This is a genomic window from Bradyrhizobium macuxiense (assembly GCF_001542415.1).
Taxonomy (GTDB): domain Bacteria; phylum Pseudomonadota; class Alphaproteobacteria; order Rhizobiales; family Xanthobacteraceae; genus Bradyrhizobium; species Bradyrhizobium macuxiense.
Genome location: NZ_LNCU01000098.1, coordinates 112,036 through 137,513 on the forward strand (window position 1 = coordinate 112,036; position 25,478 = coordinate 137,513).

A 25,478-nucleotide genomic window follows, 5' to 3' on the forward strand; every position below is an offset into this window, starting at 1 on the left:
TTTCAGAACACGACGACCGAGCGGATCGATTTGCCCTCGTGCATCAGGTCGAAGCCCTTGTTGATCTCTTCGAGCTTCAGCACGTGGGTGATCATCGGATCGATCTGGATCTTTCCGTTCATGTACCAGTCGACGATCTTCGGCACGTCGGTGCGGCCGCGCGCGCCGCCGAAGGCGGTGCCCTTCCAGACGCGGCCGGTGACGAGCTGGAACGGGCGGGTTGCGATTTCCTTGCCGGACTCAGCGACGCCGATCACCACCGAGACGCCCCAACCGCGATGGCAGGCTTCCAGCGCCTGGCGCATCACATTGGTGTTGCCGGTGCAGTCGAATGTGTAGTCGGCGCCGCCATCGGTCAGCCCCACCAGGTGCTGCACGATGTCGCCGCTCACCTTCGTCGGGTTGACGAAGTGCGTCATGCCGAACTGGCGGCCCCAATTGTCCTTCGCATCATTGATGTCGACGCCGATGATCTTGTCGGCACCGACCATCTTGGCGCCCTGGATGACATTGAGGCCGATGCCGCCGAGGCCGAACACGACGACGTTGGAGCCCGGCGTCACCTTGGCGGTGTTGACGACCGCGCCGACGCCGGTAGTGACGCCGCAGCCGATGTAGCAGCTCTTGTCGAACGGCGCGTCCTCGCGGATCTTGGCGACCGCGATTTCAGGCAGCACGGTGAAGTTCGAGAACGTCGAGCAGCCCATGTAGTGGAAGACCGTCTCGCCCTTGTACTTGAAGCGCGAGGTGCCGTCAGGCATCACGCCCTTGCCCTGCGTGGCGCGAATCGCCGTGCAGAGGTTGGTCTTCTGGCTCAGGCAGCTTTTGCACTGGCGGCATTCGGGCGTGTAGAGCGGGATCACATGATCGCCCGGCTTGACCGACGTCACGCCGGCCCCGACCTCGCGAACGATGCCTGCGCCCTCGTGCCCGAGGATCGAAGGAAAGATGCCTTCGCTGTCGAATCCATCGAGCGTGTAGGCGTCGGTGTGACAGATGCCCGTCGCCTTGATCTCGACCAGGACCTCGCCGGCCTTGGGTCCTTCCAGATCAAGTTCGACAATCTCAAGCGGCTTCTTTGCCTGGAATGCGACTGCGGCGCGCGTTTTCATTTTAGTCTCTCCAAAACACTCATAGGGTTGTCAGGCGCCGGCCACGCTCATTTCTTGTCGTTGTTGCCCATGCAGGCGTCTTCCGCCTTCGTATAGGCGTCCGACTTGTCTTCGTGCTTGGCCGGCCGGCCTCGCGGGATCGCGTTGTTGGCGCGGGCGCGTAGGTACACATAGAGGTCGTCCATGTAGCAGGCAACGTTCGGGTTATCGCCGAACGCCGGCATCACGTTTTCCTGCGCGGTATTGACGTTCTTGCGTCCGCTCGCAACCGTGCCGAGGAAGTCGGCGTAGCTCATCGTCTTCAGCGAATTCGCCAGCGCAGGAGCATAAGTCGATCCCATGCCATCGGGACCGTGGCAGACATGGCACTCCGAATGATAGCGACGGAATCCGGAATAGGTGTACCAGTCCACGGTACCGTCGGCCTGCACCTTGAAAGTCGGGTTTCCATCCTTGTCGAGATACTTTCCGTCCTCGGACTTGACGGCGGTCGGATCGCCGACGTCTTCAGCGGAAGCAACTCCTCCCATCGCCACGACTGACATCGCAGCAATCACAAACCAGATCTGTCGCAAAAGCTTATCCTCGCGTGCGATTGAAGACGGACCGGCGCATGGAGGTCGACCCATGCGCCGGAACGAGGTTGGTCAGCTCACTGCGGCAGCGAGAACACGGTGAGCGTTCCGCCGAGCGAGGTGTAGTTGCTCAACGCGGCATAACCGCCGACCGCACCGAGACCGGCCGTCGGATCAGTCAGGCCGGCCGCGAGGCCGATACCTGCCCAACCACCGACACCCGAGAGCACGGCGATGTACTGCTTGCCACCATGTTCATAGGTCGTGACGTTGCCGATGATGCCGGACGGAGTCTTGAACTTGTAGAGCTCCTTGCCCGTCTTGGCGTCGACAGCCTTCAGGTAGCCTTCCAGCGTGCCGTAGAACACCACGTTGCCGGCAGTGGCGAGCGCACCCGACCACACCGAGAACTGCTCCGGATCCGACCAGACGATCTTGCCGGTCTTGGCGTCCCAGGCGATGAAGTTACCCATATTCTTGTCGCCGGGGGGCGGATACATCGACAGCGTCGCGCCGACATAAGGCTGACCTGCGGTGTAGCTCACCTTGAACGGCTCGTAGTCCATGCAGACGTGGTTGGTCGGCACGTAGAACAGCTGCGTCTCGGGCGAATAGGCTGCCGGCTGTTCGTCCTTGGTACCGAGCGCGGCCGGGCAGATGCCCTTGGTGTTGTGATCCTCGCCGCCCTTCTCGGTCGAGGCCGCGTCAAGAACCTTCGGACGGCCATAGGTCGGCGAGTTCTTGTCCATGTCGACGCCGGAGGTCCAGTTCACCTTCGGATCATACTTTTCGGCGACCAGCAGTTCGCCGTCGGTACGATCGAGTGTGTAGGCAAGGCCGTTACGATCGAAATGGGTCAGCAGCTTGCGATCCTTGCCGCCGATCTTCTCGTCGGTGAGGATCATCTCGTTGACGCCGTCATAGTCCCACTCATCGTGCGGCGTCATCTGGTAGACCCATTTGGCCATGCCGGTATCCGGATTGCGCGCGAAGATGGTCATCGACCACTTGTTGTCGCCCGGACGCTGCTTGGGATTCCAGGTCGAGGGGTTGCCCGAACCGTAATAGACCATATCGAGCTCGGGGTCGTAGGCGATCCAGCCCCAGGTGCAGCCGCCGCCGATCTTCCACTGATCGCCTTGCCAGGTCTTGAGACTCGAATCCTTGCCAACCGGCTTGCCGAGCGACGTGGTCTTGTCGTTAAACAGTAGCTGGTCATCCGGCCCTTCCGAGTAGGCCTTCCAGACCTGCTTGCCGTCCTTGACGTCGTAGGCCGTCATGCTGCACTGAACGCCGAATTCGCCGCCGGAGGTGCCGACCAGCACCTTGTCCTTGACGACCAGAGGCGCCGACGTGCCGGTCTGCCCCTTCTTCGGATCGCCGTTCTTCACCGACCACGCCACCTTGCCGGTCTTGGAGTCGAGCGCGACCAGCGTGTCGTCTGCCTGATGCAGGAAGATCTTGCCATCCGCATAGGCGAGGCCACGGTTCACCGTGTCGCAGCACATCACCGGGATCACGTTCGGATCCTGCTTGGGCTCGTAGCTCCAGATGATCTTGCTGTCCTGGGAAAGGTCAAGAGCGTAGACCTTGTTCGGGAACGGCGTGTGCACGTACATCGTGTTGCCGATGATCAGCGGGCCGCCTTCGTGGCCACGCAGCACGCCGGTCGAAAACGTCCAGGCGACCTGCAACTTTCCTACGTTTGATGCGTTAATTTGATTCAGCTTCGAATAGCGGGTGTTGGCGTAGTCCCCGGCTGGCATTACCCAGTCCTTCGGGTTCTTCGACATCTTGCTGAGTTCTTCGTTGGCATTGGCAGCCCCGGCGGCGATCATCGCCATTGCCCCAACACCTGTCGCGTAAAGTACCTTGCGCATCGTGGATTCCTCCCAGTTTCAAGAGCTCAGGGTTTCCGTTGAAACGGCCCACTTCTTCCATTTTGGTTCCTTAGCCGTACCCCGATCGGCATGCGACGACTTGCCCAAGAGCGAAGAGGTGTTTGTTCGACAGCGAAACTCCGCTAAAATTTTCCGGTCCGGCCTGAATTCGTCTGGGAGGCTGCGTTATGCTGCACAGCATCAGTGCCCAGCGAGAGGCATTGTCGCGCCTCGTGCCCTCCAAGGTTGCGCTTGACGGCGCAAGAACTTAGTCGGAGGATCGCCCGACATTGACCGGGAAGAATCCCGCCCTCCCCCTCTACCGCTCACGAAATGAGGGAAAAGGCGCATTATCTCGGGCCAGACTTTCGCGCTATGAGCAGTCACGTTTGGGGATCGAATCGGTGGCTGGAAAGATGTCCGATACAGTCCATTCACTCAGCACAAACGGCTTGACGCCCAAGCGGCAAATCGAGCGCTGGTCCGATGCGCTGACCGACCTGTGCGGTCAGTTCGAGGTCGATGCCCTCGAAGGGTCCTCGCTCGAGGGACGGATCAACTACACCACCGTGTCGCGCTTGAAGCTGTGCCAAATCGAGGCAAGTCAGCATCGAATCGCGCACACGTTCTCGCGCATCAAGTTGAGCGAACACCCCTACATCAAGATCCTCTTCCAGACACATGGCGTGTCGCATTTCGAGCAGGAAGGCCGGCACTTCGACATCGTGCCCGGCGACTGCTTCGCCTACGACGTCTCCTGCCCGCACACCATCATCAGCCCGTCCCTGACGCGTCACGAGGTCGTCATCGTCCCCAAGGATCTCCTGAAGGAGCGCGGCTTCCAGCTCTCCAAGATGGCGCCGTGCAAGCTGTCGGCGCGCAACGGCACCGGCCGCATCGCCTATGACTTCGTGCACGCCGCTTTCGGCGAGGCCTCGAAGCTGTCCCCGCTCAATGCGGTCGGCGTCGCCGATTCGCTGATCGACCTGCTGCTGCTGCCGCTGCGCGAGACCGGCGCGATGTTCGACCGCGGCAGCGCCGAGGCGACCTATGTCCGGGCGCAAGGCTTCATCCGCGAGCATCTGCGCGACCCCGATCTGTGTATCGACCGCATTTCCACGGCGCTCGGCTGCTCCAAGCGCTATCTGCACATGCTGTTCAGCGATCGCGGCATGACGGTCAGCGACTACATCTGGCGGGCCCGGCTGCAGCACTGCCGGCAGGAGCTGGAATCCCAGAACGGCAAGACCATCACGGACGTCGCATTTTCGTGGGGCTTCTCGAGCTCCTCGCATTTCAGCCGCGTGTTCCGGAAGTATTTCGGCATCGCGCCCTCGTCCGTCAACAAGGCGCAGCACGGCGGCATTCCGGCGGATGTGGTGCTGGAGTAACGCCTCCGTCCGGCATCCGGGCACGGCGACCGGCATTTCGCCGGTGCCGACATAGGCGATCTTCACCTGCTCGCCGCGACAATCCTAGAACGTCGCCTTGAGGCCCGCATAGAAGGCGCGCGGCCGCGCCGGGCTGAGCGAGCGCGGGTCGGTAAAGGGCGCTCCGCCATTGGCAAAGTTCGGCAGCTGACCAGTGTCGAAGAAGGTGCCGTAGGTCGCGTAGCGATTGTCGAAGATGTTATCGATGCGGCCGAAGATCTGGAAGGTCTTGTTGATCTGGTACGACGCGTGCGCGTTGACCACGGCGTAGGACGGCAGCTTCGGCGCCTGGTTGGATGCGTCACCAATGAAATACTGGCTGCTGACCCAGATGGCGTCGCCGCCGATCCTGAATTGATCCGTAACGGCATAGTCGATGCCGGCCTTGATGCGATGGCGCGGAATCGCAGGGATCTGGTCGCCGGGCGAAACCTGGATGTTGCCGTTGGCGTCCGCAAACGGGCTGTTCGAGCCGAGCAACAGCGAGTTCAGGAAACGCGCATCGATGAAGGAATAGCTGGCATAGACCTGCAGTACAGACGATTTCAGGTTGACCTCGGCCTCGATGCCTTGCCGCCTTGTATCGCCGACGTTCTGGAAATAACCAAAGCCCTGCAGTATGGGGCTTGGGATATCGAGAATGTCGTCGGTGTTCTTGGCGCGGAAACCTCCGAGCTTCCAGCTCAGGGTCCCGATGTTGAGCTCTCTGGTCCCGCGCAACCCCGCTTCGATCGTGTGCGACACCACCTGCTTGAGGTCGGGATCCGACACCAGGAAGCTCGCAATCGTGCATGGATGCGCCGGATCGGCACAGCCCAATTCGAGTGGCGTCGGCGCGCGATTGGCCTCCGAATAGCCGGCATAGAAGGTCAGTTCGGGCGTGATCTTGTAGGTACCGCCGATGACCGGATTGAACCTGTTGTAGTCATGGTTGCCGTTGAGCGCGGTACCGAGCTGATCCTGCAGGTTGACGTTGGCCGTGTTGAACCGGCCGCCTCCCGTGATCGAAAACCTGTCGGTGACGTCGAACGTGTCGAGCGCGAAGAGGCCGATATACTGGTTGGTGGTTCGCAGCGAGACCGGTCCATCGGTCACGGGCGACCCGGAGGGCCCGAGGAAAATGCCGCTGCCGTTGAAGACGTAATTCGAGCCGAAGGTGCCGAGTTCGGCGCTGGCATTGAACCAGGTGACGCTGGTGTCGATGCTGGTGCCGACGGTGAAGTGATTGCCGTGGCCGAACAGCTTGTCGTCGTTGGTCGCCTGCAGCGAGAAACCGGCCGTGGTAGATCGCGTCGAGGTGCGGTCGTTCTCGCCCAGAAACGCATCCGACGGGAATGGATTGCTGAGCTGCACGCCGTTCAGGCCAAAGGCTGGCGTCGAGCTGTCGCCGAAGCACAGCAGCGTCGGGTCGTCGCAGGGCTGCGTGCCGGTCGGATTGGCGTCCTGGGTGCTTTGCTTGAAGAAGCGCAGATGCGCGGCACCTTCGATGGTCCAGGTCGGCGTCGCCTCGACCTTGCCTGTCAGGTTGAAATAGCCCACCTGATTGTGCGACGTCTGCGGCGTGGTGTAGGTCGCGCCCCAATATTGCTGCAGCAATTCCGCGGGCACGGTTGCCGTGGCGCCGAACTTGTTGTCGGCAACGCCCATGTTGAGGTGGAATTCGTTGGCGTCGTTCTTGTAGGCAATATCCCCGTAGAAGCGGCGGATGTCGGACTGCGAGAAGTTGCGGAAGCCGTCGTCGTGCACACCCTCGAGGGCGCCGTAGACGGCATAGTTATTGTCGATCGTCTTGCCCCACTGCCCCGAGCCCTGGATGCGGCCGAACGAGCCGCCGATCACGCTGAGCTCGGTACCTTGATAGCTGAAACCGTCCTTCATCCGGAGGTCCACCGCACCGCCGAGCGCATTGAGCCCGAAGGCTGGATTGTTGGTGACGACGGTCACCGACTTGATCGCGAGGGTCGGGATCAGGTCCCAATTGACGGTATCGCCAAAGGCTTCGTTGATGCGAACGCCGTTCTGATAGACGGCGAGCCCCTGGGGTGTGCCTGAAACGGGGGACGCAACGAAGCCCCGGAACTCCAGATTCGGCTGAAACGGATTGCCGGTAACCTCGGAGATGTTGACGGAGGGTACGCTCTGCTGCAACGCGTCCGTGATGTTGGGCGATCCGGTCCGTTCGATCAGTCTGGTGTCGACAACGTTGACGCTGCCCGGAACCTTGTCGGCATCGATCGCGGATGCCGACGAGGGCGTCGATGCGGGCGTGGTCGGTATCGCCACTCTCGGCTGGGGACGAACGATACGCCTCGTCTCGCGCGGGCGACCGCGCTTCACGCCTTGGCTGGGCGCCGTGACCTCGACCGGCGGCAGCGTTTCGACGTGCTCGGATCCACCTTGCGCAAAGGCGGCGTCTTTGCCGACAACCAGGCCCATCGCAATTGACGCGACCATCACGAACCGCACGCCGCCCATCCGTCCACCCATCGACGACCGGCCTTGTCGATCCCCACCGGTTCGTACCGGGATACTAGTAAGCAGATTGCGCGCCACGCCATCCAAAACTGTTCCCGAAAGATTCGGGAATAATTCCCGAATCCAAGCGAAGCGATCGCTTCTAGGCTTGCACGGCCTTGGGAACGAGCGCCTCGACCGTGACGCCATCATCGCCCGAATTGACGTTGAGCGTCCCGCCGAGCGCGAGGATCCGTTCGCGCATTCCGGTCAGACCGCGCCCGAGCTTATGGTCCGGTCGCAGACCGCGGCCATTGTCGCTCACGCGGACCAGCGCGCAGACGCGGCTGTCGCGCACGCCGGCCTGCCGATCGGCAGGTGCGATCGTGATGCTGACCGCCGTTGCCTCGGCGTGCCGGAAAACATTGGTGAGAGCTTCCTGGACGATGCGATAGATCGTCAAATCGGCCATCTCGCCGGCGTCGCCGAGCGCACTCGAAACGCTGCTCTCGATCTCCACCTCGGGATGCGACTCGCTCCACAGCCGCACCAATGCGCCGAGCGCATCGCGAAGCCCGAGCTCGGCCAAGCCGGCGGGACGCAATCGTTCGAGGATACGGCGCGTGAACTGCTGAAGGGCGTTGACCTGTTCGAGGATCGCATTGCCGTGCTTGCGCAGCGCCACCGGATCAGGCTTGTCGACCTCCGACATGCGCGTCAGGGCGCCCGCATGGGCTCGCAGTGCAAACAGATAGGGCCCGAACTCGTCGTGCAGCTCGCGCGCGATCTCCTTGCGCTCGGAGTCCTGCAACGACACCGCGCGCTCGGCAAGCTGCCGCTTGCCGTCCACCGCCTCGCCCAGGGTCGCCGCCAGATGGTTCAGTTTGGAACAGATCGCGGCCAGCTCGGGCGATCCTCCCGGTTCGACCCGCACATCGTAGAACCCCGCCTCGATGCTGGTCATGGCCTGCGACAACGCCTCCAGCGGTGCAAGCGCACGGCCGACCACCAGCATGGTGACCAGAAACAGCGCAACCGCGATCGCCGAGCCGACCTCGACCTGGGTGACGATTCCGTCCCAAATCTCGGCCACTTCATCGTCGGGATGCGAGGTGATCAGCAGCGATTGCTGCTGGCCGTGAATCGAAATCGGCACCCGCACCGAGGTCTGCTCCGGATGTACCAGCGCGATGAACCATGCTGGCGGCGCGCGTCCGTCGCTGACTTCCTCCGGACGCTCGGACGCCTTGGCCGTCGCGTTATCCTGCCGCGTGATGCTGACATGACGCAGCCGGCTCAGGTCCTGGACGATCCGATCAAGCCGCGCATCGGGATCCGGCGCTTCGTTGAGACCGGCAACGATCGTCCCGACGAATTCGCGCGCCAGGCGGATCGTGCTCTGGTCTTCAGCCTGCACCCGAGGTCCCGCTTCCAGCACGAGCCGCGCAATATTGATGCCCAGTCCGATCAACAGGATCAGCGCCAGCAGCAGGTTGATCCGTGCGCGCAAGGATAGTTTTCGCCACATCGCGTTGCCCCTGACCGTGACGTCCTCCTCCCAGAGGATCGTTGACAGCCAAATTTGCCCGGCTATCTAATCGCAGCCTACTGCAATCTCGCACGCGGTGCACAACCGGATCGGAACCGGTGTTCACCGGTTCTTCGTGCAAGGTAATGCGATGATGAACGGGTTGAAGCGGGTCGACGGAACAACGCCATGCGCATTCTGATCGTTGATGACCATCCGATCGTCGCCTCGGGTTGCCGTACCGTGTTCGCCGACGATCCCGAGATCGTGCTGCTGGAAGCGCCGGACGCCGAGAGCGGCGAACGCGCCTTCGTTGCCGAAAAGCCCGATATCTGCGTGATCGACATCAACCTGCCGACGGTTTCCGGCTTCGAGCTGGCGCGCCGCATCCTGGCGCGCGAGGGCGCCGCACGCATCATCATGTTCAGCATGAACGACGACCCGGTGTTTGCTGCACGCGCCATCGACGTCGGCGCCAAGGGTTACGTCTCCAAGACCGGCGATCCCAATGATCTGGTCGAAGCGGTGCGCGAGGTCGGCAATGGCGACGTCTATCTGCCGCCCGCGATTGCGCGCAGCGTCGCCTTCGCGCGGCCGACCTTCGCGCAAAATCCGCTGTCCAAACTGACCTCGCGCGAGATGGAGATCCTGCGCCTGCTCAGTTCCGGCAAGAGCCTGTCGGAGGTCGCCTGGCTGGTTCATTCCTCCTACAAGACTGTCGCCAATACGTCATCGATCATGCGCCAGAAGCTTGGCGTGCGCAGCTCGGCGGAGCTGGTGCGGTTGGCAATCGAGAGCGGCGTCGCCTGACGCCGCGCTTCACAGCTAAAGGGACATGACAATGCAGACGATTTCCCAGAACAAATCTCATGGCGGCGTGCAGGGCGTGTACCGCCATCCGAGCCGTGAGACCAAGACCGAGATGACCTTCTCAGTGTTCGTCCCGGCTCATGCGGCCGGCGCGAAGCTTCCGGTGGTCACCTATCTGTCAGGACTGACTTGCACCCACGCCAACGTCACGGAGAAAGGCGAGTTTCGGGCGGCCTGCGCCGAGCTCGGCCTGATCTTCGTTGCGCCCGATACCAGCCCGCGCGGCGAAGGCGTGCCCGGCGATCCCGCCAATTCGTACGATTTCGGACTTGGCGCGGGCTTCTATGTCGATGCGACGGAAGCGCCGTTTGCCAACAATTATCGCATGTGGAGCTATGTCACCGAGGAATTGCCTGCCCTGATCGCCGCGCAATTCCCTGTCGATACGACTCGGCAATCGATCCTCGGCCACTCGATGGGCGGCCATGGCGCACTGACCGTGGCGCTGCGCCACCCCAAGCGCTATCGCGCTGCGAGCGCCTTCGCGCCGATCGTGGCGCCCTCGCAAGTGCCATGGGGCAACAAGGCGCTGGGCGGCTATCTCGGCAGCAACAAGGCTGCGTGGCGAAAGCACGACGCCGTTGCGCTGATCGAGGACGGCGCCCGCTTCTCCGATCTGCTCGTCGACTACGGCGATGCCGACCAGTTTCTCACCGAGCAGCTTCGGCCCGAGCTTTTGAAGGCCGCCTGCGAGAAGGCCAACACTCCCCTCACCCTGCGGCGCCAGCCCGGCTACGACCACAGCTACTACTTCATTTCAACGTTCATGACCGATCATTTGCGCTGGCACGCCGCACGCCTGAAGGCCTGACCTTTGCCTCGCTCTATCGCGCCTGCGGCGCGCCGTAATTCGGCGCGAGAAGGCGTTCGCGCACGAGATAGCTGGTCGCACGCGACCAGGATTCGTCGGTGTTACCGCGCATGTCCGCGCTGGCAGCCGTGAGCAGTTTCCCGCTATGGACGTCGCGCAGATAGAGATTGATGTTGAGGATCAGATTGGAGACCTTCTGCACTGTGCCGGTGAGCGCGAGATCGGCGCCGAGCTTGTCGGCCAGCGTCACGTCGCATCCGCCGCAGGCCTGAAGATTGCTGTCGTGCGCCGCAGCATTGACCGGCGCGACATCGAGGACACGGAACTTGCCGGACTCGGCCAGCTCCTTGCGCACCTGATCGGCGGTCCGGCCCAGCCGCGCCTGCTCGTCCGCCCGCGGCCCGTTCACCTCGCCCTGCAGGCTCGTGTCGATCATCTCGAAGTCGAACACCGCGAGCTTGGGCGGTTCGGCGCGCACCGCCGCCGACATCACGAGCACCGCCACGACGAAGATGAATGTCGATCTCATGATCGTGAACCAATCGAATTTGTAACGCGGCAACGCCAAAATGCGGGGTTGCAAGCTAGGACAATTCGGTCATCTTGCAAGCCGCAGCATGATCCGCAAAAGCGGAAGCATGCTCGACAAAGAGAAGACGTAACGGGAGGACTTATGTTCCGATGGCTGATCGGCGCGATCGCGCTCAGCCTGGTAGCGAGCCAGGCGCTGGCGGCGGATCCGATCGAGATCCATATCGGCTATCTCGGTCGTGCCGGCGTCAAGGAAACGTTGTCGCTAGCCGAACAACCCGCCGCCAACGACGGCGTCGCCGGCGCAAATCTCGCGATCGAAGACAACAACACGACGGGCAAATTCCTCAACCAGCACTTCGTGCTCGACGAGGTCCGGGTCAAGGATACCGACGATGTCGCCAAGGTCGCGACCGATCTCGCCAGCCGCAACGACTATATCATCACCGACCTCTCCGCCGATGCGTTGCTCAAGGTCGCCGACGCGCTACGCGATCGCGGCACGCTGCTGTTGAACGCGGGCGCGACCGACGATCGGCTGCGCGAGCAGGATTGTCGCGCCAACGTCGTCCATGTCGCCCCGACTCGCTCGATGCTGGCGGATGCGCTCGGCCAGTATCTGGTGTGGAAGCAGTGGAAGCGCTGGCTGCTGGTGGTCGGCTCGCATGAGCCGGACAAGCTCTACGCCGATGCGCTGCGCCGCGCCGCCACCCGCTTCGGCGCCAAGATCGTCCAGGAGCGGACGTTCGAGGACACCGGCGGCGCGCGCCGCACCGACAGCGGCGTGACGCTGATCCAGCGCCAGATGCCGGTGTTCACGCAGCAGGCGCCCGCCTATGACGTTCTCGTCGCAGCCGACGAGAGCGAGGTGTTCGCCGACTATCTGCCCTACCGGACCTGGGACCCGCGGCCGGTGGCGGGCTCGGCCGGCCTGGTGCCGACCAGTTGGGACGCTGCGCATGACCAGTGGGGTGCCATCCAGATACAAAACCGCTTCATCAAGTTGAACAACCGGCACATGACGGCGCTCGACATGCAGGCCTGGACCGCCGCCCGCATGATCGGGGAGGCAACGGCGCGCACCAATTCCAATGATCCGAAGAAGGTCATTGCCTTCCTCAAGGGGCCGAGTTTCTCGGTTGCCGCCTTCAAGGGCACGCGACTGACCTTGCGGGACTGGAATCTGCAGCTCCGGCAGCCGATCCTTTTGGCTGACGGTCGCATGGTGGTCTCGGTGTCGCCGCAGGAGGGCTTCCTGCATCAGGTCTCCGAACTCGATACGCTCGGTGTTGACCGGCCCGAGACGAAGTGCAAGCTGCAGTGAGGGAGAAGTAACGCATGTGGCGCCGTTGTCTGTTCACCGGGATGTTCGCGTGGCTCGCCGCCGCCGCGCCGGCGTCCGCCTACGTCGCCTACGTCTCCAACGAGAAGGGCAACACGGTCACGGTGATCGACACCGACAGCTGGAGCGTCACCAACACGATCAAGGTCGGCCAGCGGCCGCGCGGCATCGAGTTCTCCCACGACGGCAAGTTCGTGTGGGTCGCGGTGGGAGACGATGACACGATCCAGGTGATCGATACCAAGACCCAGCAGATCGTCGACACCCTCCCCTCCGGTCCCGATCCCGAACTGTTCACGCAGGACGCCGCCGGCAAGACCATGTATGTCGCCAACGAGAACGACAACACCGTTACGGTGATCGACCTCGAGAAGCGGTCCCGGATCGGCGACATCCAGGTCGGCGTCGAACCCGAAGGCATGGCCGTCAGCCCGGATGGCAAGATCCTGATCAACACCTCCGAGACCACCAGCATGGCGCATTTCATCGACACCGCGACGCGCCAGGTCGTGGCCAGCGTGCTGGTCGACTCGCGACCGCGCTTCGCCGTGTTCAAGCAGGACGAGTCCGAGCTGTGGGTGTCCTCCGAGATCGGGGGCACGGTGTCGATCATCGATCCCGCCAAGCGCGTAGTGACCGGCAAGATCACCTTCGACATTCCCGGCCTGCGGAGCGAGGCGATCCAGCCGGTCGGCATCGGCATGACCAAGGACGGCAAGACGGCGTTCATCGCGCTTGGTCCGGCCAACCGCGTCGCGGTGGTCGACGCCACCACGCACAAGGTGCTCAAATATTTGCTGGTGGGCCAACGGGTCTGGCACATGGACTTCACGCCGGATGAAAAATACCTGATGGTCACCAACGGCGTCTCCAACGACGTCTCGGTGATCGACGTCGCCGCGCAGAAGGTGATCAAGACCATCCAGGTCGGCGAGCTGCCCTGGGGGGTCACGATCGGAAAGCCATGACAGCAACGGACGCGCACATCGCAAATCAGCCTTTGCCGGACCCCGCGCCGGAGCCGGCCGCGGCCGCGCAGCCCGCGCTGTCCATCGACCGTATTAGCCACAGCTACGGACAGCGCCGCGCCTTGATCGACGTCAACTTCACCGTCGCGCCCGCCAGCTTCACCGCCCTGCTCGGCCTCAACGGTGCGGGAAAGAGCACGCTGTTCTCGCTGGTGACGCGGCTGTTCGGCATCCAGACCGGCAAGATCAGCATCTTCGGCCATGACATCAGCCGAACACCGGGCGAAGCATTGCGGCTGCTCGGCGTCGTGTTCCAGCCGCGCACGCTCGATCTCGACCTTTCGCTGACGCAGAACCTGCTCTATCACGCCGCCCTCCACGGCATCTCGCGGCGCGAGGCGCGGCTGCGCAGCGCCGAGGTGCTCGGCCGCATCGGCCTCGCCGATCGCGCCGGCAGCAAGGTGCGCAACCTCTCTGGCGGCCAGATGCGGCGGCTCGAGATCGCCCGCGCGCTGCTGCATCGGCCGCGCCTGCTGCTGCTCGACGAGGCAACCGTCGGGCTCGACGTCAAGGCGCGCGCCGACATCCTCGACCACGTCCGGCAGCTCGTCACCGAACAGGGCATCGGCGTGCTGTGGGCGACGCATCTGTTCGACGAGATCCTGCCGAGCGACGACCTCGTCGTACTGCATCAGGGCAAGATGCTGGCGCATGGCCAGGTGTCGCGCGTGATTGCCGAAGCCGGCGCCCAGGACGTCAACACGGCGTTCATGCGCCTGACCGGGACGCAAACGCTCACCGGGAGGCCACCCTCATGAGCAGCACGACGGTTGCATCGGCGAAAAGCGGCTTCTCGCTGTCGGAATACATCGTCTGCCTCAACGGCATCGTGTGGCGCGAGGCGCTGCGCTTCCTGCATCAGCGCGAGCGCTTCATCTCGGCGCTGGTCCGGCCGCTGGTGTGGCTGTTCATCTTCGCCGCCGGCTTCCGCCAGGTCCTCGGCATCTCGATCATTCCACCTTACGAGACCTATATCCTCTACGAGGTCTATATCGCGCCCGGCCTGATGGCCATGATCCAGCTCTTCAACGGCATGCAGTCCTCGCTGTCGATGGTCTACGACCGCGAGATGGGCAACATGCGGACGTTGCTGGTGAGCCCGCTGCCGCGCGGCTATCTGTTGTTCTGCAAGCTGCTGGCCGGCACGGCCGTCTCCGTGCTGCAGGTCTACACCTTCCTGCTGATCGCGTGGTTCTGGGACATCGCGCCGCCGACGATCGGCTATCTCACGGTGCTTCCGGCGCTGGTGCTGTCCGGCCTGATGCTCGGCGCGCTGGGCATGCTGATCTCGTCCGTCATCAAGCAGCTCGAGAATTTCGCCGGTGTGATGAACTTTGTCATCTTCCCGATGTTCTTTGCATCATCGGCCCTCTACCCGCTCTGGCGCGTGCAGGAGGGCAGCCCGATGCTGTACTATGTCTGCCAGTGCAATCCCTTCACGCATGCGGTGGAGCTGATACGGTTTGCGTTGTACGGCAAGATGAACTGGGTTTCGCTCGCAGTGGTCGGAGGCTGCACGGTGGTCTTCATGGTGGCCGCGATCTTTGCTTACGATCCATCGCGCGGCCTGGTCCGCCGCGGGCCTGGCGGAGGCGAGGCATGAGATGGCAAAGCACAATTGGGCAAGTCGCGCTCGGCGCGCTGCTCGCCGCCGCACTGTCGAGCCAAGCCGCGCGGGCCGTCGATCCACGCTATCCCGACTGGCCATGCGCGCAGGCCAAGGTCCCCGAAATCTCGATCGCCGCCGTTTGGGCCGGGCCGCCGCTCGATGACGCCGAAACCAAGTGGAAGGACGATCCGAAAATCAGCGCACTGGTGACGAAGCTTTCGGCGCGCCGATTTCCGATCGAGGACGCGCAGAAGGAGATCACCAGCTTCCTGTCGGCTGCGGCGGCAGACAAAACCAACGCCGGAAAACTGCTGTTTGCCGGCCTGTTCGATACGCTGAATGCGCAGCGCGCGTCGGTCATGAACGGACTGGAGCGCGTCATGCGCAAGCAGCGCGCGGCGGCGGAAAAGATCCGAGACGATACGCTCGCGTTGCAGGCCCTACAGGACGCCACGCCGCCAGATCAGGCCAAGGTCGATGCGCTCGGCAATCAGCTGACCTGGGAGACGCGGATCTTCGAGGACCGCCGGCACGTGGTGAAATATGTCTGCGAGGTGCCGACCACGATCGATCAGCGCCTTTTCGCGCTCAGCCGTGCGATTCAGCAGGAACTTGATTAGCCCTGCGGCAAGACACCTCGGCCTCGCGACCTTCTTCCAGGACAAAGTGCGGAACCAACTGGCCCGCCTCCCCGTTGTCTCCAACTACCTCTGAAATTGGGAGACATAGATGAGAGCAGCTAAGATCGCCCTGACCAGCCTTGCGGTCGCGAGCCTGGTCACGTCAGCGGCTTTGGCCGAGCAATCCATGTCGGGACTGATCACCAAGATTGACCGATTGGCCGGAACCATCGTCATCCAGCAGACGCAATCCGGCACGGTCGGCGCAGCGGGCGGCAATGCCCAGGAATACAAGGTGCCAAAGGGACAATCGCTCGAGGAGTTCCACGCCGGCGACAAGGTCTCCTTCTCCGCCACCGAGAGCAACGGCGGCAAGACGATCGGCAAGCTCGAGAAGCAGAAGCCGTAACGGCTCACGGGCGCGGGGAGTCATTTCTCCTCGCCAGCCCGTGGCTCAGGCTCGGCGGCTGCAAGCGGCAAAAGGTCACGCTCCCAGCCGTCGGTTCCATCCGGATACCACGCGACGTTGCGATAGCCATAGGACAGCACGCGCTTGGCGGCATTCCAGGACATCCAGCAATTCTCCTGGCAATAGATCACGAGCAACTTTGTGGCGTCACCGCCGGAGGCGCGGACCAGCCCGCGCTTCAGATAATCCTCGGTCGGCGCGGCAAGTCTGCCGTAGCCGGTGTCGGGCAGCCAGATGCTGCCGGGGATATCGAGGCGCGGCCTGTCGCGCCACACCGTGCCGGCGGGCAGGTTCGCCGGCTTCGGCGCACGCGGCAGCACATCGATGAAAGTACCGGACTTCTCGCGCCAGATCGTTTCCGCTTCCGCCGTGGTGAGCACGCGTGCGCCGGCCAGCGTCGCAGGCACCGGCGCACGGTAGTCTTCGGTGCGATAGTCCGCAGGTTCGGTCGGCCTCTCCTGCGCGCCGGAAGGCGCGGCCATGGCAAGCATTGCTGCGAGCGCGGCTGCGGACAGCCTGATCATGGCGACTTGTTTGCGGTCTCCGGTCCGATCGGTTGGTTATTCTCGTCCAGCAGCGGCACGCCGTAGTCGAGCAGGATCTTGTTGATCGCCGGCTGGTTCTCCTGAATCAGCCGATTGAGCTGGCGCTTCCAGTTCTGATCGGCCGGACGCACGCCCATGCCGATGCGATAGACGAGCTTCGGCCCCGTGGTCTCCTTGACCAGCGGCGTGACATGCAGCGGCGGATTGGATTTTTTGGCGTAAAAGCCCGCCATCGGTCCCCACAGGATACCGGCATCGATCTCGCCTTTGGTCAGATCGGTGATCATCGCCTCCGCCGAGGAATCGAAACGCGTGTCGATCATCAGCGGATATGGCTTCGCATTCCCCATCAGGCCGGCGAGCGCCATGTTGGTCGCAGGCGGCGTGCCCGCGACGACGCCGATATGCTTGCCCTTCAGCCGCTCGTCCTCCAGCGTTGCGACGTCATCGAGGCCGCCTCCTGCCTTGGTGATCAGCGCATAGGCCGTGCGGTAATAGGGATTGGTCCCCTGCGCGAGGTCGTCGCCTTGCGGGAATCCCAGGATCACGTCGCAGCGATGCGATCCGAGCGTCACCCGCACGAATCCGGTCGCCTGGGGGAAATACATGTAGTCGAGCTTCTTCTGCAGCTTCTCGGCAAACAGCTCGCCGATCTTGTTCTCGAATCCCTCACCCTTGTCGTTCGAGAACGGCAGGTTGCGCGGATCGGCGCAGATGCGCAGCACCTTAGGATCGACCAGTTCTATGGAGAGTTCGCCCTGGTCGTTGACCTGCGCACGCGCCACGTCGCGTCCGACGAAGCAGGCGATAAGGCCGACCAGCGCGAGTAATACGGGACGACATCCGACAATTCTCATTACACGGTCTCCTCTCGATCGGACGGGTCGCCGCCATCCATAGATTGCCCGGCGCACCATGGCGTGCAACAGGAATAATCCTCGCGATAGCGTCGCGTTGCTTGCTGCAATGCAAACCGGAAGATCGCGCCTCCCGGTGAAACTAAGGCGGAAACATGGCTCATGGCATTTCAGTGATCGCACTGCTGCTGATGCTCGGTGCCTCGACCATAGCCCGGGCGCAAGAGCCGGAATTGCCTGTAAGCGAAGTCGCGCCGGGAATATTCGTACACATCGGCGTCACCGCGCTAATGACCCGCGAAAACGAAGGCGCCATCGCCAATGTGGGATTCATCGTTGGCGATAGCGCCGTCGCGGTCATCGACACCGGCGGCAGCGTCCGCGAAGGGCGCCAGTTGCTGGCCGCGGTCCGAAAGCATACCGACAAGCCGATCCGCTACGTGATCAACACCCACGCCCATCCGGACCACAGCTTCGGCAACGCTGCCTTCGTGGACCCCGGGGCGAGCTTCGTCGGCCACAAGAACCTGCCGCGCGCCCTGACGATGCGCGGGCAATTCTACCTCGACGGTTTTCGCCGTACGATGGGCGATGCGTTGATCGACGAGGTCCGCCTCGTATCACCAACTGTGCTGGTCGAGGACACGCTCAAGCTCGATCTCGGCGGTCGCAGTCTCACGCTCAAGGCGTGGCCGCCGGCCCACAGCGATAACGACCTCACGGTGTTCGATGAGCGGACCAAAACCCTGTTCGCGGGCGACCTGGTGTTCCTGACCCATATTCCGGTGGTCGACGGCAGCCTGAAGGGCTGGCTGGACGCGCTCGATGAGCTAGCTGCGATCCCCGCCGAGCGCGTAGTTCCCGGTCACGGAGCCGTGAGCAAATGGCCTGCAGCGCTCGCCGACGAGCGGCGCTATCTCAACGCGCTGGCCGCGGACGTTCGTGCACTGATCGCCAGCGGCAAGCCGATCACGGTGGCCGCCGAAACTGCCGCAGCGTCCGAACGGTCGCGCTGGCAGCTGTTCGACGACTACAATGCGCGCAACGCAACTGCAGCATTTTCGGAAATGGAATGGGAATAGCTGCCGCAGTATCCTATAGTGATGCTGCCAAATTGGATCAGTGACCATGCTTCGACATCGCATCCGCCTGCTCTGCTTCGCCAGCCTTGCGTCAGTCGCACTGGCTGCATCCGTCGCGCCCGCGGCGGCCGCGGATGCCTATGATCCCTGGCCGGGGCTCGTGCAGGACATCTTCAACAACCGTCCGATGAATGACGGCAGCGACGTGATCGGCATCGAGATGCCGGCACGCGCGGAGGACGCCGCGATCGTCCCGGTGACGCTGCGCACCAAGCTGTCGCCCGGCGACAACCGTCGCATCAAGACGATCACGCTCGTAATCGACCAGAACCCCGCCCCGATGGCCGCGAAATTCACGCTGGGTCCGGACGCCAACGTCACCGAGATCTCGACCCGCGTCCGGGTCAACAACTACACCGATGTGCACGCGGTGGCCGAGCTCAGCGACGGCAAGCTCTACGTAACCAAGGTCTACGTGAAGGCGTCCGGCGGCTGTTCGGCGCCAGCAGTCAAAGATGCCGAAGAGGCGAAGAATCGGTTAGGTCAGATGCGCTACCGGCAGTTCGCCAGGCCGGAACAGGGGCCGGCTAGCAACATCCGCGAAGCCCAGATCATGATCGGCCATCCGAACAATTCCGGCCTTCAGATGGACCAGGTCACGCACCTCTATATCCCCGCCTTCTTCATCAACGAGGTGCAGCTCTGGCAGGACGACAGCCCGGTGCTGGCGATGGAGGGCGGAATCTCGATCTCCGAAGACCCCAATATCCGCTTTACCTACGTTTCGAATGGGGCAAAGCACTTCCGCGCCGAGGCCAAGGACACCGACGGGCATGTCTTCCAGCATGAATGGAATGCCGACGCTTCCGGGACCTGACGCCTCTGGCCATCTAGTCTGACGCTAGAAGCACCTGACTTCGGCTTCCGCCTGCGCCCGCCGCAGATCATTGAGCGCGTTGGTGGCCTGCTCGGATGAGCGGAACTGCGTCCCCAAATTGCCGTGCACCTGCGACATGCTCAATACGGTTTCGGCCGTGACATAGCGGTCATAGGGTAGCAGCGATGCGACAATGTCGATCGAGCAGGAGCACTGCTCCATCGTCTGCTGGGTCTCGCCATTGGCCTTCATGCAGCCGAAGACATAGTCGGCCCGCGCCGAGGTCGGATAGTCGTTGACTTCATCGGCCCGCGCGCTCATGCCCGTCGCTGCGAGCACGGCCGCGACGGCGACAATCGGTCCTAGCATGCCAGCTCGTGCCATGGTCCTGCTTCCTCTTCTGCTGCCGCAGGCTATGCTATGAGTCTACGACAGAAAAGAAAACATTCGGGGAAGTGGCTCACGAGACAATGAAGGGTTCTGTTCGCATGCTGCTGGCCGCGGCCGTTCTGGCCGTCATGCAGGCCGGCACCTCCTGCGACGCGGAGACCATCCGCATTGCAGCGCAGAAGACCGGGACGCTGGCCTGGGAACTGGCGGTCATCCGCTCCCACGGTCTCGACAAGAAGGCCAATTTGTCGATCGACACCGTCGAGCTCGCGAGTCCAGAGGCCGGCAAGATCGCGCTGCGTGCCGGTACGGCCGACGTGATGGTATCCGACTGGCCGTGGGTCTCGCGTGAGCGCTCGCTCGGCGCCAAGCTGCAGTTCTATCCCTATTCGAGCGCGCTCGGCGCCGTGATGGTCCCGGCCTCGTCGCCGATCAAGACGCTCGCTGATCTCAGAGGGCACAAGCTCGCCATCGCCGGTGGCGCAATCGACAAGAACTGGCTGCTGCTGCAGGCGGCGCTGAAGCAGGACGGTATCGACCTGAAATCGCAATCGACCATCGTCTACGGTGCGCCGCCGCTGCTCGCAGCCAAGACGGTCAGCGGCGAGATGGACGCCGTGCTCAACTACTGGAATTTCTGTGCGGCCCTCGAAGCCAAGGGCTTTCGCCGCCTTGCCGGCATGGAGGACATCCTCAAGAAGCTCGGCACCAAGGGACGGATCGCGATGATCGGCTACGTCTTCGACGAAGCCTGGGCCGACGCCCACCGCGACACGGTGGCCCGTTTCATCGCCATGACCCGCGCGGCAAAGGAGATACTCGCGACCTCGGATGCCGAATGGGACGCGATCGCGCCGCTCACCGGCGCGCCCGATGCCGCCACCCTGCATGCCTATCGCGACCGCTACCGCGAAGGCATTCCGCGCCGCCCGGTGGCCGACGAGGAGGCAGATGCACGCGTGCTCTATCGTGTGCTGGCGCAGATCGGCGGCCGCGAGCTGGTCGGGAACGCAACCGAACTCGATCCCGGCACCTTCTATCAAGCCATCCCTGGAGATTGAGGTGCTGCGTCTCCTGTCATTCGTGCTGTTCATCGTGACCTGGTGGATTGCCTCGCTTCTGATCGGCGAGGCCAAATTGCCGGCGCCGCCGATCGTGCTGTCGGCGATGATGACCGAAGCCAGATCCGGGGCGCTGTTCCTCAATCTCGGCGCGACGCTGGCGCGCGTTGCGCTGGCTTTCACGCTGGCCATGGCACTCGGCTCGGCGATCGGCTACGCGATGGGCCGGGTCCGGCTGGTCGACCGGATCGGCGATCCCTGGCTGATCCTGCTGCTTAACCTGCCGGCGCTCGTCGTGATCGTGCTGGCTTATATCTGGGCCGGGCTCACCGAAGTCGCGGCGATCGCAGCGATCGCAATCAACAAGCTGCCGACCGCGGTCGTTACCCTGCGCGAGGGCGCTCGCGCGCTCGATCCGGCACTGGACGAGATGGCGACCGCCTTTGCGTTTCCACGCGGTCGCCTGTACCGGCACGTGATCCTGCCGCAGCTTGCGCCCTACATCGCCGCCGCGGCGCGATCCGGGCTCTCGCTGGTGTGGAAGATCGTGCTGGTCGCCGAGTTGCTGGGCCGGCCGAACGGCGTCGGCTTCGAGATCGGCGTCGCGTTCCAGCTGTTCGACATCCCGCTGCTGCTCGCCTACTCCTTGAGCTTTGCGGCGGTCGTGCTGGTCATCGAAACCCTGCTGGTGCAGCCGTTTGAAACCAGACTATCGCGGTGGCGGCTCCGTGCAGCTTGACGTCAATATCACGGGCAAGAGCTACGAGAGCGCGGCGGGCAAGCGCCACGACGTGCTCGCAGGGGTCACCTTCACGCTCAACGCCGGCGAAGTCGGCGTGGTGTTCGGCCCCTCGGGCTGCGGCAAGAGTACCCTGCTCAGGATCCTTGCCGGCCTCGACCACAACTACCAGGGCCAAGTCGTGCGCTCCGCCGGCGTCCGGCTCGGCATGGTGTTTCAGGATCCGCGGCTGCTGCCGTGGCGTTCGGTTGAGGAGAATGTGCGGCTCGCGGCGCCGCATGTCGACGACAGCAGATTGTCGACGCTGTTCGAGGTGCTGGAGTTGAGCGCGCACCGCAGCCATTTCCCCGGCGAATTGTCGCTCGGGCTCGCCCGCCGCGTCGCGTTGGCGCGAGCGTTTGCCGTCGAACCCGATTTCCTGATCCTCGACGAGCCACTGGCTTCACTCGACAGCGCGCTCGCCGGGCGGCTGCGGGACCAGATCGCCACGCTGGTCGCCAGCCGCAAGATGATGACGCTCCTGGTCACCCATGATCTCGACGACGCAGTCCGCCTCGGCGATCGGCTGTTCTTCCTGTCGGCACGGCCGGCCCGGATCCTTCACGTCGAGACGATCACGACGCCGCGGCCGACACGGAGCGAGCAAGAGATCACCGAGATCAAGACGCGGCTCGCGCAGTTGGACCTTGCAAATATGTGAGACGCGTTCATCCTTGAACGAAATCCAGGGAGGTTCTTTCGATGTCGCGTGCGTTGATCGTCGTTGCCGTCTCGTTGCTCGCTCTGCCGGGCATGGCGCTCGCCCAGAGCAAGGGCAAAGGCATTCGCCTGTGGAATCTGACCAGCGCGACGATCTCGGGCTTCGAGCTGTCGCCAGCCGGCAAGAACGAGTGGGGTCCCAACCAGACGCTGAACGACAAGGACAAAGAGGTCGACCACGACGAGCGCCTGCGCATCACCGGCGTCGAGCCCGGCCGCTACGATGCCAAGGTCAGCTACGCCGGCGCCAAGCAGTGCTTCGTCCGTGACATCGAGATCAAGGCAGACGCCGTGTTCTCGGTCTCCGACAAGGACCTCAAAAACTGCAACAAGTAAGCGCCTAGCCGATGTGCGCGCCGCCGCCTGCGCCGGCATGGTCATGAGCGTGCGGATATTCGCAACGCCATTTGACGGCTGTCCATTTCGGATGCTCGCCGATCCATTGCGCGATATAGGGCGGTGCGGCCATCGCGCATTGCTGCAACGATCCCTGCCAGTCGAAGACCAGGTGCTTCTCTTCGCAGCTCGCGGGCGACACCACGGCACATACGGTGACGATCAGGTCGATCAGGTTCATGTGCACTCCTCAAAACGTGCCCATCGCCAGATAATGCGGCGAAGTACGTGATCAGGCAATCCAAGGTTTCACGGCCTCGTGAAAGTGAACAGGAACCGGCCTAGAAGTTGAGCCCGAACACTAGCCGCGCCTGGTGGCGCTCGAAATTGACGAGGTCGAGCGTCGCGTTGCTCCCCGTACGCTGCCCCCAGGCCTGGACGCCCCAGGACGCAGTCAGGCGCGAGCGTTTGGATATCTGGAAATAAGCGGTCGGGCCGATGAACAGCGCCTGCCCCGCGAACGCGTCGAGGCCGATCCCGTCATATTTCCTGAAGTAGCGCACTTCGCCTCCAAGCAGGATGTCCGGCCGCACCTGCACCATCAGCCCGAACGCCGCGCCGAGGGTGGCGTCCTGCTCGGCGGCGCCGGTCTGGGGCATGCGTGTCCATTCCGGCTGATAGCTGAGATTGAAGGCCGCCACCGCAACGTTCGGAATGATCTCGCGGTCGAACGCGGCCGTGAGTTCGGTGCTGTAGCTGCGGACCACGGCCGCGGTCGTCTCGTCGACGCGATCGGCGTGAGTCTCCATCGCCAGCGTCATGCCGAACGGGGCGGTCTCGCGATCGAGAAAGCGGTAACGAAGATCGACCGATACGCCCTGCCAGGACAGCTGGCGGCGATCGTCGAGACCGGGCACACCGGCGATGTCATGCGCCATGAACGTCGTTCCGACCTCGACGCGGAAATCCTGCATGGGCACGAACTCCGCCTCGAGCTGCTGACCAAGCGCGCGATAGGTTCCGCTATCCTTGCCGAAGCGGCCTGTGGTCTCGGTCTGGAATTCGCGCTCCCCGACGGGGCCAACATCCGATCCGATCATGAATCCGAAGATGTGCTCGGTATCGACACCTTCTTCAGCTTGCACGGCAAGCGGCAACAGCGCGGCCACGATCGCGCTCGCAGCGCATAACGTCTCTGCCCAATGAACATTCTTGATTCCGATAGCCATCGGACCGACTTGAAAATCCGCGCCACTGCAAAGAGGTGCAACCCTAACGCAGGCGCGAGGCAGTCGGCAAATCGGCTACAGGCGGAAATCGGCAGTGGAAGCCGGCCTTCGTACCGATCGCGGCCATCGATGGTTCAACAGCCGCTGTAACTGAGACGTCTGCCACGGCTCGATGCAGCGAGCTGCACGAGCCGGGCAAATCGCCTCAAGTCACTTGCGCGCTGCGCAGGCGTACATGTTGATTTCCATGCCCACCGGCACTTCGACGATCTTCGGAGTCTTCCAGGTCATTCGCGTGCTCCCAAGTCAGCTGGCGCGATAGCTCGCGCCCGGGCGGAAGCTAGGACCACCCCCGGCACGGCGCAAGCTCGGGGGATAACGGCCGACTTCGCTGCTGGACATGCGGCTTGACAAAGGGCGCGACCACGCCCGGCGGGAGCGGATGCGAGTCGGAACTCCCGACATTGTTCTGTCAGGCATTTTCCGGCTTTTGCCGCGCCGCCATCAATCACTGCCTCGGTCGCTTCACCTGCGTCTTGTCCAGGAGTGAAATCGCAACTTTTTTTTGTCACGGTCCGGGTCGAACCGGTGCATGGCCCTATTTGAGCAGGCGCAGCAGTGCCCGCCCGGCGCGCGACTTCAGCTCCTTCGCATCGAGCGTTCCGTCCTTGTCCGGATCGGCCGCGTTGAAGCGCTGTTCGACGACCGCGAGATATTCGTCGAGCGTGAGGGTGCCGTCGTGATCGGGATCTGCCGCCGCGAGCTCCTTTGCCGTGAGCCGTCCCCGCAGCTCGCGCACGTCGAGCGTGCCGTCATGATCAGGATCGAGCTTGGCAAACAGGGCGGCCGCGGCCTTCTTGGCCTCGGCGAGATCGACGGTACCGTCATTGTCCGGATCGAGCATCTTGAGCGCGCTGCCGTGGCGGGACGCCGCCAAGGCGGGACCGGACAGAACTGCTCCGACCAATGTCAGAGCAACGGATCGGCGCGATATCATCATTCGTCTCCCCTGGGGTACCCCGACGGCGACGCTGAGCGTTGCCGGGAAATCGCGAACGACGATAACAGATCTCAGCGAAAGTTCGCACAGATTGTACGGGCTGCGAAAGGCGATCGGGTTTCGGGTGGAAAGAAACGGCCCGTGTGATCATCTGACGGTGTCAGTCGATTGCATCGCACCATAAGATCGAGCGAGGCCAGCCATGCGCCATATCTACAGGAATGCCCTGGGCTGCTTCTTCGCGCTCTGCCTCGTCGGATCCGCGTCTGCCGAGAGTGGGGCCGCTGCCCCGGCCGGACAGACGACCCGGCAAGGTACTCTGACCGGCAAGGAGCGGCTCGGCC

Annotated in this window: 28 protein-coding genes; 15 read left to right on the top strand and 13 right to left on the bottom strand. The window is 63.2% G+C overall.

Features of this window, described 5'->3' with window-relative positions:
- Positions 1-2: 2 nt before the first annotated feature.
- From AS156_RS29670 to xoxF5, 3 genes are all read right to left on the bottom strand, one after another.
- Positions 3-1,112, bottom strand: a complete 1,110-nt coding sequence (locus tag AS156_RS29670) for an S-(hydroxymethyl)glutathione dehydrogenase/class III alcohol dehydrogenase (RefSeq protein ID WP_066512207.1) — start codon at positions 1,110-1,112, stop codon at positions 3-5.
- 47 nt (positions 1,113-1,159) lie between these two features.
- Positions 1,160-1,657 carry a c-type cytochrome, methanol metabolism-related gene (locus AS156_RS29675; protein ID WP_066512371.1) on the bottom strand — a complete coding sequence of 166 codons (498 nt, stop codon included), beginning with the start codon at positions 1,655-1,657 and terminating at the stop codon, positions 1,160-1,162.
- Positions 1,658-1,764: 107 nt separating this feature from the next.
- Complete coding sequence (xoxF5, locus tag AS156_RS29680; protein WP_066512210.1) at positions 1,765-3,567, bottom strand: lanthanide-dependent methanol dehydrogenase XoxF5; 1,803 nt, start codon at positions 3,565-3,567, stop codon at positions 1,765-1,767.
- A gap of 416 nt (positions 3,568-3,983) precedes the next feature.
- Here xoxF5 and AS156_RS29685 point away from each other — a divergent pair, with 416 nt between their 5' ends.
- Entirely contained in the window at positions 3,984-4,958 is a 975-nt protein-coding gene (locus AS156_RS29685; protein WP_066512212.1) for a helix-turn-helix domain-containing protein, read from the top strand.
- A gap of 84 nt (positions 4,959-5,042) precedes the next feature.
- On the opposite strand, the gene AS156_RS29690 is transcribed toward AS156_RS29685, so the two are convergent.
- Positions 5,043-7,484 (bottom strand): TonB-dependent receptor, encoded by a 2,442-nt coding sequence (locus AS156_RS29690; protein WP_066512214.1) that lies wholly within the window; start codon positions 7,482-7,484, stop codon positions 5,043-5,045.
- A gap of 130 nt (positions 7,485-7,614) precedes the next feature.
- Positions 7,615-8,979: a histidine kinase gene (locus AS156_RS29695; protein ID WP_066512215.1), complete on the bottom strand. Its 1,365-nt coding sequence runs from the start codon at positions 8,977-8,979 to the stop codon at positions 7,615-7,617.
- Positions 8,980-9,168: 189 nt separating this feature from the next.
- Between AS156_RS29695 and AS156_RS29700 the strand changes: the two genes are divergently transcribed.
- Both AS156_RS29700 and fghA read left to right on the top strand, forming a co-directional pair.
- On the top strand, positions 9,169-9,789 hold the full coding sequence (locus AS156_RS29700) for a response regulator transcription factor (RefSeq protein ID WP_066512216.1): 621 nt from the start codon (positions 9,169-9,171) through the stop codon (positions 9,787-9,789).
- 25 nt (positions 9,790-9,814) lie between these two features.
- Positions 9,815-10,660 carry an S-formylglutathione hydrolase gene (gene fghA / locus AS156_RS29705; protein ID WP_066512218.1) on the top strand — a complete coding sequence of 282 codons (846 nt, stop codon included), beginning with the start codon at positions 9,815-9,817 and terminating at the stop codon, positions 10,658-10,660.
- A 13-nt stretch (positions 10,661-10,673) separates the two neighbouring features.
- On the opposite strand, the gene AS156_RS29710 is transcribed toward fghA, so the two are convergent.
- On the bottom strand, positions 10,674-11,189 hold the full coding sequence (locus tag AS156_RS29710) for a DUF3280 domain-containing protein (RefSeq protein WP_082747808.1): 516 nt from the start codon (positions 11,187-11,189) through the stop codon (positions 10,674-10,676).
- Positions 11,190-11,333: 144 nt separating this feature from the next.
- Here AS156_RS29710 and AS156_RS29715 point away from each other — a divergent pair, with 144 nt between their 5' ends.
- The 6 genes from AS156_RS29715 to AS156_RS29740 all read left to right on the top strand — a co-directional run bounded on the left by AS156_RS29715 (position 11,334) and on the right by AS156_RS29740 (position 16,199).
- Positions 11,334-12,515, top strand: coding sequence for an ABC transporter substrate-binding protein (locus tag AS156_RS29715; protein ID WP_066512220.1), 1,182 nt, complete (start codon positions 11,334-11,336; stop codon positions 12,513-12,515).
- Between the two features lie 14 nt (positions 12,516-12,529).
- Positions 12,530-13,501, top strand: coding sequence for a YVTN family beta-propeller repeat protein (locus AS156_RS29720; RefSeq protein ID WP_066512222.1), 972 nt, complete (start codon positions 12,530-12,532; stop codon positions 13,499-13,501).
- Positions 13,498-14,319, top strand: coding sequence for an ABC transporter ATP-binding protein (locus AS156_RS29725; protein WP_066512225.1), 822 nt, complete (start codon positions 13,498-13,500; stop codon positions 14,317-14,319). The genes AS156_RS29720 and AS156_RS29725 overlap by 4 nt, the downstream gene beginning before the upstream one ends.
- Positions 14,316-15,164 (top strand): ABC transporter permease, encoded by an 849-nt coding sequence (locus tag AS156_RS29730; RefSeq protein ID WP_066512227.1) that lies wholly within the window; start codon positions 14,316-14,318, stop codon positions 15,162-15,164. The genes AS156_RS29725 and AS156_RS29730 overlap by 4 nt, the downstream gene beginning before the upstream one ends.
- Positions 15,161-15,790, top strand: coding sequence for a hypothetical protein (locus AS156_RS29735; protein WP_066512229.1), 630 nt, complete (start codon positions 15,161-15,163; stop codon positions 15,788-15,790). Before AS156_RS29730 ends, AS156_RS29735 begins: the two co-directional genes overlap by 4 nt.
- 109 nt (positions 15,791-15,899) lie before the next feature.
- Complete coding sequence (locus AS156_RS29740; protein ID WP_066512232.1) at positions 15,900-16,199, top strand: copper-binding protein; 300 nt, start codon at positions 15,900-15,902, stop codon at positions 16,197-16,199.
- Positions 16,200-16,219: 20 nt separating this feature from the next.
- On the opposite strand, the gene AS156_RS29745 is transcribed toward AS156_RS29740, so the two are convergent.
- Together AS156_RS29745 and AS156_RS29750 are read right to left on the bottom strand one after the other, a co-directional pair.
- Positions 16,220-16,783 (bottom strand): PQQ-dependent catabolism-associated CXXCW motif protein, encoded by a 564-nt coding sequence (locus AS156_RS29745; RefSeq protein WP_066512235.1) that lies wholly within the window; start codon positions 16,781-16,783, stop codon positions 16,220-16,222.
- Entirely contained in the window at positions 16,780-17,661 is an 882-nt protein-coding gene (locus AS156_RS29750; protein WP_066512236.1) for a substrate-binding domain-containing protein, read from the bottom strand. The genes AS156_RS29745 and AS156_RS29750 overlap by 4 nt, the downstream gene beginning before the upstream one ends.
- 155 nt (positions 17,662-17,816) lie before the next feature.
- Here AS156_RS29750 and AS156_RS29755 point away from each other — a divergent pair, with 155 nt between their 5' ends.
- Together AS156_RS29755 and AS156_RS29760 are read left to right on the top strand one after the other, a co-directional pair.
- Positions 17,817-18,743: a quinoprotein relay system zinc metallohydrolase 2 gene (locus AS156_RS29755; RefSeq protein ID WP_066512237.1), complete on the top strand. Its 927-nt coding sequence runs from the start codon at positions 17,817-17,819 to the stop codon at positions 18,741-18,743.
- 46 nt (positions 18,744-18,789) lie between these two features.
- Positions 18,790-19,620 (top strand): quinoprotein dehydrogenase-associated SoxYZ-like carrier, encoded by an 831-nt coding sequence (locus AS156_RS29760; RefSeq protein ID WP_082747804.1) that lies wholly within the window; start codon positions 18,790-18,792, stop codon positions 19,618-19,620.
- Positions 19,621-19,644: 24 nt separating this feature from the next.
- On the opposite strand, the gene AS156_RS29765 is transcribed toward AS156_RS29760, so the two are convergent.
- Entirely contained in the window at positions 19,645-20,004 is a 360-nt protein-coding gene (locus tag AS156_RS29765) for a hypothetical protein (protein ID WP_066512238.1), read from the bottom strand.
- A gap of 104 nt (positions 20,005-20,108) precedes the next feature.
- On the opposite strand from AS156_RS29765, the gene AS156_RS29770 reads away from it, so the two are divergent.
- From AS156_RS29770 to AS156_RS29785, 4 genes are read left to right on the top strand one after another with little or no spacing between them, the layout of a single operon-like run.
- Complete coding sequence (locus AS156_RS29770; protein WP_245313137.1) at positions 20,109-21,071, top strand: ABC transporter substrate-binding protein; 963 nt, start codon at positions 20,109-20,111, stop codon at positions 21,069-21,071.
- Position 21,072: 1 nt separating this feature from the next.
- On the top strand, positions 21,073-21,810 hold the full coding sequence (locus tag AS156_RS29775) for an ABC transporter permease (protein WP_066512247.1): 738 nt from the start codon (positions 21,073-21,075) through the stop codon (positions 21,808-21,810).
- Positions 21,800-22,510, top strand: a complete 711-nt coding sequence (locus tag AS156_RS29780) for an ABC transporter ATP-binding protein (RefSeq protein WP_066512252.1) — start codon at positions 21,800-21,802, stop codon at positions 22,508-22,510. The genes AS156_RS29775 and AS156_RS29780 overlap by 11 nt, the downstream gene beginning before the upstream one ends.
- A 41-nt stretch (positions 22,511-22,551) precedes the next feature.
- Positions 22,552-22,905, top strand: a complete 354-nt coding sequence (locus tag AS156_RS29785; RefSeq protein ID WP_066512260.1) for a hypothetical protein — start codon at positions 22,552-22,554, stop codon at positions 22,903-22,905.
- Positions 22,906-22,909: 4 nt separating this feature from the next.
- Here the strand turns inward: AS156_RS29785 and AS156_RS29790 are convergent, their stop codons facing one another.
- The 4 genes from AS156_RS29790 to lanM all read right to left on the bottom strand — a co-directional run bounded on the left by AS156_RS29790 (position 22,910) and on the right by lanM (position 25,131).
- On the bottom strand, positions 22,910-23,146 hold the full coding sequence (locus tag AS156_RS29790; protein ID WP_066512261.1) for a hypothetical protein: 237 nt from the start codon (positions 23,144-23,146) through the stop codon (positions 22,910-22,912).
- A gap of 100 nt (positions 23,147-23,246) precedes the next feature.
- A complete protein-coding gene (locus tag AS156_RS29795) occupies positions 23,247-24,074 on the bottom strand; it encodes a transporter (RefSeq protein ID WP_245313132.1) in 828 nt (275 codons plus the stop codon).
- Between the two features lie 270 nt (positions 24,075-24,344).
- Complete coding sequence (gene pqqA / locus AS156_RS29800) at positions 24,345-24,425, bottom strand: pyrroloquinoline quinone precursor peptide PqqA (protein ID WP_035721241.1); 81 nt, start codon at positions 24,423-24,425, stop codon at positions 24,345-24,347.
- A gap of 307 nt (positions 24,426-24,732) precedes the next feature.
- Positions 24,733-25,131, bottom strand: coding sequence for a lanmodulin LanM (gene lanM, locus AS156_RS29805; RefSeq protein ID WP_066512377.1), 399 nt, complete (start codon positions 25,129-25,131; stop codon positions 24,733-24,735).
- Positions 25,132-25,478: the final 347 nt, after the last annotated feature.